Origin of the sequence: Devosia salina (assembly GCF_019504385.1) — a bacterium.
Lineage (GTDB): Bacteria > Pseudomonadota > Alphaproteobacteria > Rhizobiales > Devosiaceae > Devosia > Devosia salina.
On the sequence record NZ_CP080590.1, the window covers coordinates 148,030 to 164,793 of the forward strand.

Consider the following 16,764-nt stretch of genomic DNA (forward strand, 5'->3'; position numbering starts at 1 on the left):
CAAGTCTGCTACAAACACACAGCGCGCACTCGGTAAATTTGTGGAGTTGTGAATATGGCCCCCAGAAAGGTCTTTGCCGGCGCCCGGCTGCGGGCGCTCAGGGCGCAGCACAAGCTCACCCAGGCCGAACTGGCGGCGCGGCTCGAGATTTCCCCCTCCTATGTCAATCAGATCGAATCCAATCAGCGGCCGCTGACCGCCTCGGTCATGCTGGCTTTGGCCGACAGCTTCGATCTCGACCTGGCCAGCTTGGCCACTGATGCGTCGGACCGGCTGGTGGTCGACCTGCGCGAGGCGCTGGCCGATCCGGTCTTTGGCGAGGCGGTGCCGAACCTGCAGGAGCTGAAATCAGTGGCATCCAACGCCCCCGACATGGCCCGGGCGGTGCTGGCGCTCTACGAGGCCTATCGCAAGACCAACGAGAAACTGGCAGGCATGGATGCGGCGCTGGCGCGCGATCCGCAATCGAGCGTCCAGACCGCCTATGAGGAAGTGCGCGACTTCTTCCACTATGCCGACAATTATATCGACCCACTCGACCGCGCCGCCGAAGCCTTGGCCACGGAACTGGGCGAGTTCGGCCCCGACCGGCTGCGGCACCTGATCGACTATTGCGCCGAGACCCATGCGATCCGCGTGGTCTTGAGCCCCCCGGCCAGTGGTGACCAGCTTGTCGAGTTCGACCGGCCCAACCGGACGCTCTGGGTCAACGCCCATCTCGACACCTCAAGCCAGTTCTTCCAGATCGCCACGGTCCTGTGCGGGCTGGAACAGGCAACGCTTCTCGACACGCTGCTCGATGGCGCCAGCTTCAAGGCGGCCGAAGCGCGCGCCATCGCCCGCATGGGGCTGGCGAACTACTTCGCCGGGGCGCTGCACATGCCCTATGGCGCGTTCCTGAAGGCCGCTGATGCCTATCGCTTCGACATCGAGGAACTGGCGCGGGTCTTCGGGGCCAGCCTCGAACAGGTGGCGCATCGCCTCTCGACCATGCAAAGGCCTCGCGAAAAGGGCGTGCCGTTCTTCTTTGCGCGGGTTGATGCCGCCGGCACCATCACCAAGCGCCATTCGGCCACGGCGCTGCAATTTGCCCGCTTCGGCGGCGCCTGCCCCTTGTGGAACGTGCATCGCGCCTTCGAGGCGCATGGGCAGATCATAAGGCAATTAGCCGAAACGCCCGATGGCAATCGCTATCTCTGTCTCGCCTGGAGCGCCGAAAAGCGCATGGGCGGCTATCGCGGCACCACGCGGCGTTATGCTTACGCCCTGGGTTGCGAAATCAGCCATGCCGGGCGGCTGGTCTATGCCGACGATCTCGACCTCAATGGCGCGCCCTTCGAGCCCATCGGCATCTCCTGCCGCATCTGCGAACGCCGCAATTGCCCGCAACGCGCGGTGCCACCGCTGGCCGCCGGGATTTCCGTACCGGCCGATCGGCGCAGCGTCGTGCCCTATGAGATCGGATGAGGGTGCTAGCCGGTCACTCCACCCTCGATCCCTTCCCCTCAAGGGGAGGGAGGTGCAGGGCCGAGATGCCAATGTTTATCACTCCCTCCCCTAGATGGGGAGAGTAGCGCAGCCGGACGCGGAGCGTCCTGGCGCAGCTAGGGTGGGGTGATCGCCTCACGCCGGATCGAACTCGATCCCATGTCCGGCAACCGGCTTCATCCCAGCCGCAAAACGCTTGGCATTGCTCACATAGCGGTCCGCCGAGGCGGCGAGACCAGCCTCACCCTCGGCATCAATTTCCCGCACCACTTTCGCCGGCGCGCCCATGACCAGGGAATTGTTCGGGATCACCTTGCCCTCGGTCACCAGCGCATTGGCGCCGATCAGGCAATTCTTCCCGATCACCGCGCCGTTGAGCACCGTCGCGCCCATGCCGATCAGCGTATTGTCGCCAATACTGCAGCCATGCACGATCGCTGCGTGGCCAATAGTGACATTGGCCCCGATGGTCAGGGGAAAGCCCCTATCGGTATGCAGGACGCAGTTCTCCTGCACATTGGAGCGGGCGCCGATGGTGATGGTCTCGATATCGCCCCGCGCCACCACGCCAAACCAGATGCCGGCTTCCGGGCCCACCACGACATCGCCGACAAGGACGGCGGTCGGGGCGATCCAGCCGACATTCTCGTCGATCCGCGGCGCGATGCCATCGAGTGCGTAAACGGGCATGCTGTCCTCCTGGCGCTTATGGCGTGATGCCGTATGCATCGCGCATCTGGGCGATTTCGGAAAGCGTGTTTTCGAACAGGCTCCAGTCGTCGCGCTCGGCGATCGCCGCCCAGATCGCCTCGACCTCGTCGATCAGCATGGTGCGGGGCCGTTCGCGGGCAAAATAGGGGTGGTCGAGATTGACGTCGTCGCTGGGGCCGAAGCCTTCCATCAGGTCGGCCACCGGGCGGAACGCTTCGCCGGCATAGAGCGCCGCGGACGGGCTGTTCGCGGCACGCCCGGCGCTCAGCGCCCCGCCGCGCCAGTCGAAGAAGAATTGCTCATAGGGTGCCTGGCTCTCCGAGAGGAAGCCGAACAGCGTGGTCACGAAGGCACCATCCTGCTGGACATCGCGCGGCTTGAGCCCCAGCCGCCGCAGCATCTGCCTTGGCAGTTCTGCGCGAAACACCGGCCAGACACTGTTGAGGGCCGGCTCCAGCTTTTCGATGCTCGAGAGCGGCAGCAGGCATTCGGCCAGACGGGTCAGGTTCCAGGCCAGCGTGTCCGGCTGTCGGCCGAAGCTGTAAAGGCCGGTCTCGTCGAAATAGGCGGCGGTAAAATCGGGGTCGTAATGGGGCAGGAAGCGCCATGGCCCATAGTCGAAGCTCTCGCCGGTAATGTTGATATTGTCGGTGTTGAGCACGCCATGCACAAAGCCGGCGGCAGTCCATTGCGCGCCCAGCCGCGCGACATTGGCCACCACCGTCTCGAGAAAGGCGACGGCCCGGTCCTCTGCGTCGGCGAGGGCGGGATAATATTGGGCGATGCAATAATCGAGCAGCTTGCCGAGGTTGTCGGTGTCTTCGAGATAGGCCAGGCGCTGGAAGGTGCCGATGCGGATATGGCTGTGGCTCAACCGTGTCAGCACAGATGAGCGGGTGGGTGATGGTTCGTCGCCGCGCCAGAGCTGTTCACCGGTCTCGACAAGGCAAAAGCTCTTCGAGGTATAGACTCCCAGCGCTTCGAGCATTTCGGTGGCCAGCACCTCGCGCACCCCACCCTTGAGCGTCAGGCGTCCATCGCCGCCGCGCGACCAGGGGGTCTTGCCCGAGCCCTTGGTGCCAAGGTCGAGCAGGCGTCCATCCACCGGGTCAATGCATTGCGCAAAGAGAAACCCGCGCCCATCCCCCAGTTCGGGATTGTAGCTGCGGAACTGATGGCCGTGATAGCGCAGTGCCAGCGGCCGGGGCAGCGAGCCGGGCAGGGGGGTGAAACGCCCAAAATGCGCGACCCAGTCATCGTCGCTGAGCCCGCCCAGTCCGATCCGCTCGGCCCAGCGCCAGTCACGATGGCGCAGTACAGCCTTGGGGAAATCGGCCGGGTCGACCTCATCGACAAAATCGCTGCCGAGGGTCTGGTGGGTGATGGCGGGCTGGAACTGGGTCATGGTGGGCAACGCTAGCAGAGCGCAATTCGTTCGTCGCGCTGCAACCCCGACCTGCGCGGGCCTGTCTGGCGATTGTCGTCAAATCGGCCTATAGAACCACGGATGACACCTGCACCGCTTGCCGCTCCTGCCGCCATTCGCCTGGCGCCCTTCGACGCCGCCATCTTCGATATGGACGGTACCCTGCTCGACACCGAAGCCGTCTTCCGCGACATCGTCTTTGACGTCTGCACCGAACTGGGCTTCGAGATGACCCATGACGTGCACCGCTCCATGGTCGGCTCCAGCCACGAGCGCACCAACCAACTGCTGCTCGAAGCCTATGGCGTGGCCTTCCCCTATTCCCTGTTCGACGAGAAGTGCCGGGTGATCATGCGCGAGCGCAGTCATGGCGGGGTGCCGGTCAAGGCGGGCGCATTCGAGTTCATCACCGAACTCCGGGCCCGCGGCATTCCCACGGCGGTCGCGACCTCCTCGCGCAGTCCCCATGCCGCGCACCATTTGCAGGCAGCCGGCCTGCTCGACCTGTTCGACACCGTGGTGACGCGAGACGACGTGGTCAATCCCAAGCCCCACCCCGAGCCCTACCTGCTCGCCGCCGAACGGCTCGGCATTGACCCGACCCGGTGCCTGGCACTCGAGGACAGCCATTCGGGCGTCCGCGCGGCCCATGCCGCGGGCATGCAGACCATCATGGTGCCCGACCTGGTGGGTCCCAATGACGACATCCATGCCCTGGGTGTATTCATCATGGAAAGCCTGGTTCATGTGCACCTGGCGGCCTTCGACAGCGACTGATCGCATGGCCGGGGGCGCCAGCCTTGGTCGGCTTTGACCTTCCCCCGGCGATCACGATTAACCATTCCACCAGATCGTTAAAGCTTTGTCGAACCGGGTAAGGCGCGGTTCAGCACGTCCAAACCGAGGAAATTTCTAGGGTTTTCCTGGGTCTTGGGGCGCGTTAACTCTGCCTTAAGTCGCTAATGGCTATGGTTAACCAGCCGTAAATTTCGACTTCCATCCCGGCGCGGCCTTGGCTAGTGTGCCACCCGGGAAGTGCAGGGGCCCTCCGCGAGGCGGACCCTGGAACAGAAGGCCCACCGGAAGCACTGGATGGGCCCAGGGGTAAGGACTAGGCATTGAACTCTGGCTGGCAGCAGAAACTCGCGCGCGCCCTTTCGCCCGTGCTGGCCTTGAGTGCTGCCGCACTCGTTCTGTTCGTGACGCTGTCGCCTGCCCATGCCCAGACTGCCATTGCCCTGCCCGAACCCGTTCCCGCCGACGTCGTGGCACTGCGCCATCAGCCCGCCCTTGGCGCCACCGCCATGCCGCTGGCACCCGGCCAGCAGCCGCTGACGGCGGCGCTCCTCGCCAACTACGTCAAGCGCCAGCAGGAACTGCGTTCGGTGGATGTCACCCTGGCCGGCCCGCAGCCCGAACTGACCAATGATCTGCTCATGGGCTATATCAGCCGTGGGTCGTTTGGCGGCAGCAATACCGCCCTTTCCGCCATCGACAGCTTCACCCAGCCGACACCGCGTCCGCTGCCATCGGTCACCAGCGACCTCCTGGCCTCCTATGTGCAATCGGGCTACCAGCCCACGGCCAAGCGCGTCACCGTGGCCAATTCCGAGCGTGAATGCCTGGCGCAGGCGATCTATCACGAGGCCCGCGGCGAGACGGCACTCGGCCAGCTCGCGGTTGCCAATGTCATCGTCAATCGCGCCCGTTCGTCCAAATTCCCCGGCTCGCTCTGCGGCGTCGTCTACCAGAATGCCGAAAAGGGCCGCTATCGCTGCCAGTTCACCTTTGCCTGCGATGGCCGCGACGACACGCCCGGCGAGCGCCGCGCCTGGGCCCGGTCCCAGGATCTGGCCAAGACCGTCTATGCCGAATTCGCCCAGGGCGAGGATATCGGCGCGCTGCCCGGCTCGGCGCTCTACTATCACACCACGGCCGTGCGCCCGTCCTGGGCCAATACCTTCAGCCGTGTCGCTGCCGTCGACAGCCACATCTTCTACGCCCCGAACTGAGAGCCGTGCCGAAGGCAAAATCTCCCCAGTGGGGAGATTTTAGGCGAGCAGGCCTTGAGAGCTATGCTCGAAAGGCAGGCCGTACCGAAGGCAAAATCTCCCCAGTGGGGAGATTTTAGGCGAGCAGGCCTTGAGACTCCGCCCCGTCCCGAAGGGCTGGGCACGCCGGTGGCGTGACCAGAGGGAAGGAGGCCACGAGACCTATGGTTGAGTGGCAGCTCGAATGGCATGGCCGCCCCAAAACGCAGCGTTCCCCTCGGGCCTGATCCGGGGCTCACTCGCAGCGCGGTGGATGTGGAGTAGGTCCTCAGGTCAAGCCCGAGGACTGCAGCGGAGTGGCCACGGGCCCGCTAGGCCCGTGTCACCCGCACCCTGTTCCGCCGCCGGAAGGGCAGGGCGACGAACCGCACAAGGGCGGAGAGGACGAAATAGCCCAGGATGAAGCCGCCGCCCGCATAGAAGATGCCTTCCATGGTGACCGGGACGGCCGGTTTATAGGCTTCCAGCGTCCGGCGCCCGATATCGGTATCGAGAAACGCAGGCAGCGATTGCAGCCGTTCCACCGGCCCCGCGCCTTCGATCTGCGCCAGCGTGCTGCTCAACATTTCATAACGCTGGAAGGTGGCAGTCATCGACATGCCGCGCCCGGCCAGGAAATCGTCATTGGAGGCATTATAGCGATCAAGCGCCGCCTGCCGGTCCAGGCCGCCTTCGGCCGCGGCACGGTCGAAATCGGCGGTGATGACGCGCAGTTCATCGACCGCGCCACCCAGCCGCTGGGTATATTGCTGGGCATATTCGGGAAACTGGCTGAGGACCACGGCCAGCGCGACCCCTCCGGTTCCGGCTATCAAGCGTCGCAACAAACCTGCCTCTCCTCGTCCCCGACAGAGATGAGTATTGTCAGACCAAACGGTAAGAAAAAGTGGCGGGTTCCGCTGCGATGGCTGCTCGTCGGCCGCTCACGCCTCGGCGCCGTCCACATCCTCGTCAAAACCGTTATTGACCAGTTCAACTATGGCCTCGAGCGCTTCGCGCGCCTGCTTGCCGGTGGCTTGCACCAGGATGGTCGAGCCGGGGCCGGCCCCGAGCATCATCAGGCCCATGATCGAATTGCCGGCCACCGAGGTGCCGTCCTTGATCACGGCAATGGTCGCGTCGAAGCATTCGGCCGTGCGCACGAACCGCGCCGAGGCCCTGGCGTGAAGACCCTTGCGGTTGACGATCGTCAATTGCTGCGCGAGGGCGCGGCCGGCATCCATGGTGTCAGCTACCCAGGATCGAATTGGCGACGGTGATATATTTGCGGCCCGCTTCCTGGGCCATGGCCACCGCATCTTCCATGCTCATCTCGCCGCGAATGCGACCGAGCTTGACCAGCATGGGCAGGTTGACCCCGGCAATCACCTCGACCTTGCGGTTCTGCATCACCGAGATGGCGAGGTTGGAGGGCGTGCCGCCGAACATGTCGGTCAGGATGATGACACCATCGCCACTATCGGCGCGGTCGAGCGCCTTGAGGATGTCGTCGCGCCGGCTTTCGGCATTGTCTTCCGGGCCAATGGCGATGGTCTCGACATATTCCTGTGGACCAACCACATGCTCCATCGCCAGCTTGAACTCATCGGCCAGCGCGCCGTGGGTCACCAGAACCAATCCGATCATGCACTTTCCCCAGACGGCCGCCGCAGCCGGAATGAAACGTCGCGACGGCTCTCAAGCCCCCCGCCCGGGCCGCTGCAGGGTGCCGGCGGCCAAGCGGGGCACAGTCTTGTCTCCATCGAAAATCGTTGCAAGGGATAATTTGTCACGTCTTGGGATGTTGAACGCTTGCGTTCACCGCTTCGACCACGAGGAGAATCTGATGCCCGAGGCTGACAACCCCGGTTTGCGGCACCGGGGCGCGCGGCAGGACGTGGCCGTGCAGGTCTGTCTGCAATTCCTCTTCCTCGATCATGCGGGTCATTTCGGGCACCAGGTCGATGACCAGATCGAGCCTGGCCCATTCCCGGTGCGGCCGCGACACGATCCCGCGGCCACGCAGCTCGATGAGCCCTGCCAGTTGCGGCGGCGCCAGCATGATGAGCCGGTCGCCCTCGTCGGCAATGTCGATTCGATCATCCGCCACCAGAAAGGCCGGGTGCCCCCGCACGTCCCAGCGATCGAGCAGCGCCATGGCAAGTACCGACTTGCCGGCCCCCGAAGGGCCACGCAAGAGCACGCCGGTTTCACCCAGGACGAGACCCGTCCCATGCACATTGACTGGCTTGTTCATGGCCGTGAGTCTATTTGCGGGCCCTTGGCAGCACAATTGTAAAAATCGCGCCGGAACGGTCGGTGCGGTTCTGGGCGCGGATGCGGCCCTTGTGGGCATCCACGATCTGCTTGGAGATTGACAGCCCCAGCCCCGAATGATTGCCGAAGCTCTCGGCTTCCGGGCGGTCGGTATAGAAGCGCTGGAAGATGCGGCTGACATCGCCGGTAATGCCGGGGCCCTCATCGGTCACCGTGACGGTGATGGCCTCGCCCTCGGTGGAGATGGCGACCGTCACCGTGCCGCCCGGTGGCGAGAACGAGACTGCATTGTCCACCAGATTGGCAAAGACCTGGGCCAGCCGGCTCTCATGGCCATTGACCAGTGTGGAGCCGCGCCCGGTCCGCTTGCCCATGACCACGGTGACATCGCGCCCGGCGGCGACATCCTTCTGGATGGCCACCATCGCCTCGGCCAGCTTTTCGACATCGACGCGCTCCGCACTTTCGCGGGCCAGTTCGGCATCGAGCCGGCTGGCGCTGGAAATGTCGGTAATCAGGCGATCGAGCCGCCGCACATCGTGTTGGATGATATTGGTCAGGCGCTCGCGATCCTCCGGCTTCTTGGCCAGCGGCAGGGTTTCGACGGCGGAGCGCAGCGAGGTCAGCGGGTTCTTGAGCTCATGGGCGACATCGGCCGCGAAGCGCTCGATGGCCTCGATACGGTTGTAGAGCGCATCGGTCATGCGTCTCAGCGCGCCGGACAGGTGCCCGATCTCGTCAGGCCGGTCGCTGAGATCGGGAATTTCGGCCCGTGCGTCGCCGGCCGTCTGCACCCGCTCGGCCGCCGCCGACAGGCGCCGCATCGGCCCGGCAATGGTGCCCGCCAGGAGCAGTGAGAGCACCACCTGAACGCCAGCGGCGATCATGGCGATGCGCAGGATGCTCCAGCGCTCCTGCGCCACCACCGAATCGATATCGCCCGGCTCGGTGGACAGGAGGATCGCTCCCACAATGGCGCGCAGGCGCTGCACCGGCACGGCCACGGAAACCACCAGCTGGTTCTGCGCATCGACGCGCACGAAATCGGCCGGTGCGCCCTGCAGGGCCGAGGCGACCTCGGGGTAACGGGTGCCCTCGTCGGCCTGGTATTCCTGATAGGTCGGGTAATTGCCGCCCGGCGCCCAGGAGAACAGGGCGTTCAACCAGTCCAGGAGAAAGAAATGGCTGGTCTTGGAGGTGACGATGGCCTGGCGCAGCACTTCGCCGCGCGCATAGATGTTTTCGCTGTCCAGGATCAGCAGGCCCTGCCCATCATAGATGCGCGCCCGGGTGCGGGTGGGCGTGATGAGATTGCGCAGAAGCGGCGCCACCCGCTCCGGATTGATCGGGAATTCCAGCGTCGGATCGTAATAGGAAAAGGGCGAGATGGTGCCCGCCTGCGCATCGAGCAGCCGGTCGGGGTCGATGGAGATGATGTCGCTGTCCACCGTGGCCGAGGCGGCGATGGCGGCCGAGATGATCTCGCCCTGCACCCGCAGGGACTGCACGCGCGCATCGATCAGCCCGGCGCGCCATTGATTGAGATAGAGAATGCCGACCACCAGCACCAGCAGTCCCGCCATGTTGAGCACGACGATGCGGCGGGTCAGGCTGGAAAAGATGGTGAAGTCGATGAAGCGCCGGACCGCGTCGAAGAGTTTGAACACCGGCATCAGCAGCAGACGCCAGCCCCGCCGGCCGGAACGATGCGCGTTCTCGGCCGAGGCGGGGTCCGTGCGGGACCCCGTTTCCTCAGCGTGCGGGTCGAGCGTGGCCACGAAGGTCCTTACTGCTCCTTGAAGCGATAACCGACGCCATAGAGCGTCTCGATCATCTCGAAATCGTCATCGGTCGCCTTGAACTTCTTGCGCAGGCGCTTGATGTGGCTGTCGATGGTGCGATCATCGACATAGACCTGGTCGTCATAGGCCGCGTCCATCAGCGCATTGCGCGACTTGACGACGCCGGGCCGCAGCGCCAGCGCCTGTAGGATCAGGAACTCGGTGACGGTCAGGGTCACGCGCTGCCCCTTCCAGGTGCAGGTATGACGCTCCTCGTCCATCACCAGATTGCCGCGCTCGATCAGTGCCTTGCTCGGCGCCGGCTCGGCCCCGCCGCCCCCGGTACCCGACGCATCGCGCGGGGCGGAGCGGCGCAGGATGGCCTTGACGCGCTCGACCAGCAGGCGCTGGCTGAACGGCTTGGTGATGAAGTCATCGGCCCCCATCTTGAGGCCGAACAATTCGTCGATTTCCTCGTCCTTGGAGGTGAGGAAGATCACCGGCACATCCGATTTCTGCCTGAGGCGACGCAGCAGCTCCATGCCATCCATGCGGGGCATCTTGATGTCGAGAATGGCCAGGTCCGGCTTGTCGGTCGTCAGGCCCTCAAGGCCGGAAGCGCCATCGGTATAGGTGGCGACCTGATACCCTTCCGCTTCGAGGGTGAGCGAAACGGAGGTGAGGATATTGCGGTCGTCATCCACCAGGGCGATCTTGGGCATGTTCTGCCTTTCTTCTCGTGACGCTAAGCCTTCATGTGACGGACCGGCAGTGCGGGCGCGCCGTTTGAGCGACTTTGCAGGCGACAATTACGTATTAAATAAGGCGCGCACCCCGGTTGCGCCAGTGTCGGCATGTATTTCGTGCCGATGAGACTTCCGTCGTACGACCGATTTCGGGATGGTTGGGCAAGCGTCTCCACCTCTATTTTCAGCCCCATTAGGCCGCCGCTTGTTCGGGCGGCAGAGTGGAGAGCTAAGCCATGCCGGCGTTCGATCATAACAGTCTCAGAACCCGAATTGCGGATGCTGCCGTGTCGCTGAGCAACAACGCCATTGTCCCCGCACTGGTTGCGGCGGCCATGGGCCAGGGCGGGGCGACACTGAGCGCCCATGGTGCGCTTGTCGTGGAAACCGGAGCCTTCACCGGTCGCTCGCCCAAGGACAAGTTCATCGTGCGCGACAGCCTCACCGACGCAAAGGTGTGGTGGGACAATTCGGGCGCCATGGCTCCCGAGAAATTCGACGTCCTGCTCGCCGACATCGCGCAGCATCTGGCCGGACAGGCGCTCTTCCGGCAGGACCTGCTGGCCGGCGCGGACCCCCAATACCAATACGACGTGACGGTGCTGACGCCCAGCGCCTGGCACGCCCTGTTCATCCGCAACCTGCTGATCCGCCGCGACGACGGCATTGCGGTCTCGGACAAGGCCGTGCCGGTCACCATCATCCACGCGCCGCTGTTCCAGGCCGATCCGGCCCGCCATGGCTGCCGCACCGAAACGGTGATCGCCCTCGACATGAGCCGCAACATCGTGCTGATCGCCGGGACGCGCTATGCCGGGGAAATCAAGAAGAGCGTGTTCTCGCTCTTCAACTTCCACGCGCCCGACCAGGGTGTGTTGCCCATGCACTGCTCGGCCAATCTCGGGCCCGAGGGCGAGGCCGCCTTGTTCTTCGGCCTGTCGGGTACCGGCAAGACCACGCTCAGCAATGACCCGAACCGGCCGCTGATCGGCGATGACGAGCATGGCTGGAGCCAGAACGGCGTCTTCAATCTCGAGGGCGGTTGCTATGCCAAGACCGTCAACCTCGCGGAAAAGGCCGAGCCGGAAATCTTCGCCGCCACCCGCCGCTTTGGCACGGTGCTCGAAAATGTCGTGCTCGACAGCGACAACCTGCCTGTCTTCGAGGACGTGTCGCTGACCGAGAACACCCGCGCCGCCTATCCCATCGATGTTCTGCCCTCGATCGCTCGGGGCAGTGTCGGGGGCACGCCGAAAACCGTGGTATTTCTTACCGCCGACGCCTTTGGCGTACTGCCGCCACTGGCGCGTCTGTCGCCCGAACAGGCGGTCTACCACTTCCTCTCGGGCTACACGGCCAAGGTCGCCGGCACCGAGCGCGGCGTCACCGAGCCGCAGGCGACCTTCTCGGCCTGCTTTGGCGCGCCCTTCATGCCGCTACACCCCACCGTCTATGGCCGGATGCTGGCCGAGCGGCTCCGCACGAGCGGCGCGCAGGCCTGGCTGCTCAATACCGGCTGGATTGGCGGCGCCTACGGCACCGGCAAGCGCATCGACATCGTCTCGACCCGGCGGCTGCTGAGCGCCGCGCTGGATGGAGAACTGGATCTGGTCGACATGCGCTTTGATCCGCTGTTCGGCTTCGAGGTGCCCATGAGCGTGCCGGGCGTCGAGGATCGTTTGCTCGACCCGCGTCAATGCTGGGCCGATGGCGATGCCTATGACGCCCAGGCCACCAAGCTCGTTGCGCTGTTCCGCAAGAACTTTGACAAGTTCGGGCCGGACGCCGATGCCGAGGCAGGGCCGCGGCTGCAGATGGCGGCGGAATAGCAACCGGCCTTTCCGGCCATCCCATCGCCGCCACCCCGTGCAGTCTCGTGGCCTTCTGACCGCAAATCGCGCCGCTGGCGCGATTTGCTCCATAAGGCCGGTCAGGAGATATAAACAAATCTTTATGTCCGTCATTGATCGGTAACACCCGCTCCCGTATAGGGAGGGCAACGAAACCAATCCTGCCGGAGCCCGACCCATGACCAAGAGCCCGACCGACTACGCGGTCAAGGACATTTCCCTGGCCGATTACGGCCGCAAGGAAATCAATATCGCCGAAATCGAGATGCCGGGCCTGATGGCCATCCGCGAGGAATATGCTGCGGCCCAGCCCCTCAAGGGCGCGCGCATCGCCGGCTCGCTGCACATGACCATCCAGACCGCCGTCCTCATCGAGACGCTGGTGGCCCTGGGCGCCGATGTGCGCTGGGTGAGCTGCAATATCTTCTCGACCCAGGACCATGCGGCCGCCGCCATTGCTGCCGCCGGCATCCCGGTCTTTGCCCATAAGGGCGAGACCTTGGAAGAATACTGGGAATTCACCGACCGCATGATGGAATGGGGCGATGGTGGCACGCCCAACATGATCCTCGACGATGGCGGCGACGCCACCATGCTCGTGTTGACCGGCGCCAAGGCCGAGAAGGACCCGTCCATTCTCGACAAGCCCGGCAATGAGGAAGAGGAAATCTTCTTCGCCACCATCAAGAAGCGCCTGGCCAAGTCGCCCAATTTCTATTCGACTATTCGCGCTGCCATCAAAGGCGTGTCGGAAGAAACCACCACGGGCGTCATGCGCCTCTATCAGCTCCATGCCCGCGGCGAGCTGCCCTTCCCGGCCATCAACGTCAACGACTCGGTCACCAAGTCCAAGTTCGACAACAAGTATGGCACCCGTGAATCGCTGGTCGATGCGATCCGTCGCGGCACCGACGTCATGCTGGCCGGCAAGGTCGCCATCGTCTGTGGCTATGGCGATGTGGGCAAGGGCTCGGCGGAATCGCTGCGCGGCGCCGGCGCCCGCGTGCTGGTCACCGAAGTCGACCCGATCTGCGCGCTGCAGGCTGCCATGGAAGGTTTTGAGGTCGTCACCCTGGCCGAGGCCGCCCATCGCGCCGACATCGTCGTCACCGCCACCGGCAATCGCGACGTGCTCATGGTCGATGACATGCGCAATCTCAAGGACATGGCCATCGTCTGCAATATCGGCCATTTCGACAACGAGATCGACGTGCTGGGCCTGCGCAATTTCAAGTGGACCAATGTGAAGCCGCAGGTCGACATGATCGAGCAGCCCAATGGCAAGCGCCTGATCCTGCTCTCGGAAGGCCGCCTCGTGAATCTGGGCAATGCCACCGGCCACCCCAGCTTTGTGATGTCGGCCTCCTTCTCGAACCAGACCCTGGCGCAGATCGAGCTCTGGACCAATGGCGACAAGATCGAAAAGAAGGTGCACGTCCTGCCCAAGCATCTCGACGAAAAGGTTGCCGAGCTGCACCTGGCCAAGCTCGGCGCCAAGCTCACCAAGCTGAGCAAGGTGCAGGCCGACTATATCGGCGTGCCGCAGGAAGGCCCGTTCAAGTCGGCGGAATACCGCTACTAAGCCGACCTGCTGGCAATTCGAGACGAAAAAAGCCCGGGGCAATGTCCCGGGCTTTACGCTTTTTAAAGGTTTCTGTTTCGTTCTGGGGTCAAGCGCTTTCCTTGCCCTTTGCCCGCAACGCACAGCCATCAAGACTCTTTTTCGTGATTCCCCTGCCCGCTATGGTCTTGGTGATTCGGGTTGCGGGGGGACACGCGAACCGATTCTGGGGGCAGCTGGAGCCGCTTTTCGGCTCTGCGTCAGCAGCCTGTTTGAAGTTGGGGCGTACCGGTCTTCCTGGCCGGGTTGGCATCGCAATCAAGAGCGAAAGAGGGCTGGTATGACGCCGGATCATTTCCGGAAACAATTGGGATTCGCAGCATTATGTGCTGCTCCCCTCACCCTGATCTCGGCTGTTCCCGCCTTGGCACAGGGTCTTGTTCCGGCAAATCTGGGCGGCATCGCCCCATTCGCAGTTGCCATCGGGGCGGGCGGCTTCGCCCTTCTGTCCATGGCCCTGGTTCGCACCCTCATCACCGACAGCCGCGCCGCGCGCCGTCGCGCCGCCGAGCAGATCGCCGAATTGCGCGCACTGGTCGATGAATATGAGAACCTCATCGCCGGCAGCCGCGAACTGACCGTGCTCTGGCAGGCCCATGGCGGTCCGCGCATTCTCGGCCAGGCCGCCGCCGTGCTGCCGCCCGGGCGCCAGCCGCAAAGCGTGCTCAATTTTCACTCCTGGCTTGGCGCCGCCGAGACCAATCGCCTCAATGCACTGGTCGAGGACCTGCGCATGCATGGCCACGCCTTTGCCACCAGCCTCGATACCCTCGATGGCCGCCTGGTCCGCGCCAATGGCTGGGTCATGGGTGGCGCCGTGGCGCTGCGCCTGCGTCCCGCCTTCAGCCAGCCCAATGAAGGCCTGGTGCTGACGGCCGAGGCCCAGGGCGGCGACTGGGAAAGCGCCCGCGCCATTCTGGGGCTTCTCAGCAAGCCCGCTTTCCTGCGCGATGACGAGGACCGCCTGGTCTATGCCAATCCCGCCTATCTGGCGCTGGCTAAGAGCCTGGGCAAGACCTGCAGCCAGTCCCATCCCGCCGAACTGCTCGATGCCACGAGCCTGGCCGCGCATCTCAAGTCCTGCCATGACAGCGCCGAACCGGTGGTCCGGCCTCTCGAATTTGCGTCCCATGGGCGCTTCGAGCTGGTGGAATTCCCCGTGCCCGGCGGTCGCGCCGGCTATCTGCGCCCCCTGGCCGCGGCCGAACTGGATCGCCTGGCCCCGCCGAGCGACATGGGCCTGGCCCATATCGGCGGCATTATCGACGCGCTCGGCACGCCCATTGCCATCTTCAATGCCCGGCGCGAGCTGACCCAGTTCAACGCCGCCTATGCCAATCTGTGGAACTTCGACCGCAAGTTCCTGACCCCCGGTCTTGACGAGCGCGCCATCCTCGACAAGCTCCGGACCGACGGCATGCTGCCCAACCAGGTCGACTACCACACTTGGCGGGCCCGGCACCTCGAGAGCTACGACCGCAAGGCCCCCCATGAGGCCGATCCCTGGCACCTGCCCGATGGCCGCACCATCAAGGTGATCTCGGCGCCGGCCGGCCCCAATGGCGGCGTCATCTATGTCTTCGAGGACATGACCGAGCGCCTCGAGCTCGAAAGCACCAACAAGGCCTTCACCAATGTGCTGCGCGAAACCATCAAGGCGCTCAACGAGGCCGTGGCGGTCTTCGGCACCAATGGGCGGCTGACGCTCTCCAATCCGCAGCTCTCCAAGCTCTGGAAGCTGCCGATGAACGAACTGGGCACCAATCCCCATATCGACCAGCTGGCCGACGCCAGCGGCCGGGCCATTCCCGAGGACGGCGCCTCGATCTGGCGCGATCTCAAGCGCACCATCATCGATCTCAATCCCACCCGGACCGACCGCACCGGCCGCATCAACCGCTCCGACGGGCGCCTGATCGACTATGCCATCACCCGCCTGCCCGACGGGCAGACCATGATGACCTTCCTCGATGTCACCGAAAGCGCCGGCTATTCCAAGGTGCTCAAGGAACGCAACGACGCCCTGGTGGCCGCCGACCGCCTCAAGGACGCGTTCGTGGAAAACGTCTCCTACGAACTGCGCTCGCCGCTGACCAATATCATCGGCTTTGCCGACCTGCTCTCGGGCATGGAAAGCGGCAGCCTCAACGAGCGGCAGCGCGAATATATCGACTATATCCGCGCCTCCTCGGTGACGCTGGGCGTGCTGATCGACAATATTCTCGACCTCGCCTCGGTCGATGCCGGCATCGCCGAGCTCAATCCCGAGCCGCTCGATGTGGCGGCCCTGGTCGACAAGGCCCGCGCCGGCATTACCGCCACCTTCCCCGAAGTTTCGGGCGAGGCGCCGCATCTGGTGGTCGATCTCGAGCCGGACCTGCCCGCCTTTGTCGCCGACGGCACCCGCATCGTGCAGGTGCTCTACAATCTCCTCTCCAATGCCGCGCGCTTCTCGCCCCCGGGCGGTGAAATCCGCCTCTCGGCCAGCCATCGCGGCGACCGCATGCTCTTCGTCATCGAGGATGAGGGGCCCGGCATTACCGACGAGATGAAATCGGCCATCCTCACCCGCCTCGATACGCCCGCCTCGGGCGGCCGCCAGCGCGGCGCGGGCCTGGGCCTCTCTATCGTGCGCACCTTCGTCAACATGCATGGCGGCACCATTTCGGCCGAAAAGCGGGAACCCAAGGGCAGCCGCATCATCGTCAACCTGCCCCTCGACAGCGCCCTGGCGGGCGTGGCGGAATAGGGCGCCGGGCCATGAGCCTTTCGCCCCCTCCCCCTTGAGGGGAGGGCCGGGGAGGGGGTGTCGACGCTTGCCCGCATGCCGGGTT

General features: G+C 64.5%; 14 protein-coding genes. 6 read left to right on the plus strand and 8 right to left on the minus strand.

The annotated features are described in order from the left end of the window. Positions 1-54 precede the first annotated feature (54 nt). On the plus strand, positions 55-1,467 hold the full coding sequence (locus K1X15_RS00780; protein WP_220305636.1) for a helix-turn-helix domain-containing protein: 1,413 nt from the start codon (positions 55-57) through the stop codon (positions 1,465-1,467). 156 nt (positions 1,468-1,623) lie between these two features. Here the strand turns inward: K1X15_RS00780 and K1X15_RS00785 are convergent, their stop codons facing one another. Then, positions 1,624-2,178 (minus strand): gamma carbonic anhydrase family protein, encoded by a 555-nt coding sequence (locus tag K1X15_RS00785; RefSeq protein WP_220305637.1) that lies wholly within the window; start codon positions 2,176-2,178, stop codon positions 1,624-1,626. A 16-nt stretch (positions 2,179-2,194) separates the two neighbouring features. Next, positions 2,195-3,604 carry a protein adenylyltransferase SelO gene (locus tag K1X15_RS00790; protein ID WP_220305638.1) on the minus strand — a complete coding sequence of 470 codons (1,410 nt, stop codon included), beginning with the start codon at positions 3,602-3,604 and terminating at the stop codon, positions 2,195-2,197. Positions 3,605-3,706: 102 nt separating this feature from the next. On the opposite strand from K1X15_RS00790, the gene K1X15_RS00795 reads away from it, so the two are divergent. Next, complete coding sequence (locus tag K1X15_RS00795) at positions 3,707-4,402, plus strand: HAD family hydrolase (protein ID WP_220305639.1); 696 nt, start codon at positions 3,707-3,709, stop codon at positions 4,400-4,402. A 341-nt stretch (positions 4,403-4,743) separates the two neighbouring features. Continuing rightward, a complete protein-coding gene (locus K1X15_RS00800) occupies positions 4,744-5,637 on the plus strand; it encodes a cell wall hydrolase (protein WP_220305640.1) in 894 nt (297 codons plus the stop codon). Positions 5,638-5,987: 350 nt separating this feature from the next. Here K1X15_RS00800 and K1X15_RS00805 read toward each other — a convergent pair whose 3' ends face one another. The 6 genes from K1X15_RS00805 to K1X15_RS00830 all read right to left on the minus strand — a co-directional run bounded on the left by K1X15_RS00805 (position 5,988) and on the right by K1X15_RS00830 (position 10,435). Further along, entirely contained in the window at positions 5,988-6,500 is a 513-nt protein-coding gene (locus K1X15_RS00805; RefSeq protein WP_220305641.1) for a DUF2937 family protein, read from the minus strand. A gap of 99 nt (positions 6,501-6,599) precedes the next feature. After that, complete coding sequence (locus K1X15_RS00810; protein WP_220305642.1) at positions 6,600-6,899, minus strand: HPr family phosphocarrier protein; 300 nt, start codon at positions 6,897-6,899, stop codon at positions 6,600-6,602. Positions 6,900-6,903: 4 nt separating this feature from the next. Further along, a complete protein-coding gene (locus tag K1X15_RS00815; RefSeq protein WP_220305643.1) occupies positions 6,904-7,302 on the minus strand; it encodes a PTS sugar transporter subunit IIA in 399 nt (132 codons plus the stop codon). A gap of 142 nt (positions 7,303-7,444) precedes the next feature. Continuing rightward, positions 7,445-7,912, minus strand: coding sequence for an HPr kinase/phosphorylase (locus K1X15_RS00820; RefSeq protein ID WP_220305644.1), 468 nt, complete (start codon positions 7,910-7,912; stop codon positions 7,445-7,447). Between the two features lie 10 nt (positions 7,913-7,922). After that, positions 7,923-9,710 carry a sensor histidine kinase gene (locus tag K1X15_RS00825; RefSeq protein ID WP_240549607.1) on the minus strand — a complete coding sequence of 596 codons (1,788 nt, stop codon included), beginning with the start codon at positions 9,708-9,710 and terminating at the stop codon, positions 7,923-7,925. 8 nt (positions 9,711-9,718) lie between these two features. Continuing rightward, positions 9,719-10,435: a response regulator transcription factor gene (locus tag K1X15_RS00830; RefSeq protein WP_220305645.1), complete on the minus strand. Its 717-nt coding sequence runs from the start codon at positions 10,433-10,435 to the stop codon at positions 9,719-9,721. 260 nt (positions 10,436-10,695) lie between these two features. Between K1X15_RS00830 and pckA the strand changes: the two genes are divergently transcribed. The 3 genes from pckA (at position 10,696) to K1X15_RS00845 (ending at position 16,679) form a co-directional block, all read left to right on the plus strand. Next, positions 10,696-12,288, plus strand: coding sequence for a phosphoenolpyruvate carboxykinase (ATP) (gene pckA, locus K1X15_RS00835; RefSeq protein WP_220305646.1), 1,593 nt, complete (start codon positions 10,696-10,698; stop codon positions 12,286-12,288). A gap of 199 nt (positions 12,289-12,487) precedes the next feature. Then, complete coding sequence (gene ahcY, locus K1X15_RS00840; protein WP_220305647.1) at positions 12,488-13,891, plus strand: adenosylhomocysteinase; 1,404 nt, start codon at positions 12,488-12,490, stop codon at positions 13,889-13,891. Positions 13,892-14,210: 319 nt separating this feature from the next. After that, on the plus strand, positions 14,211-16,679 hold the full coding sequence (locus K1X15_RS00845) for a sensor histidine kinase (protein WP_220305648.1): 2,469 nt from the start codon (positions 14,211-14,213) through the stop codon (positions 16,677-16,679). The last annotated feature ends 85 nt before the right edge of the window (positions 16,680-16,764 follow it).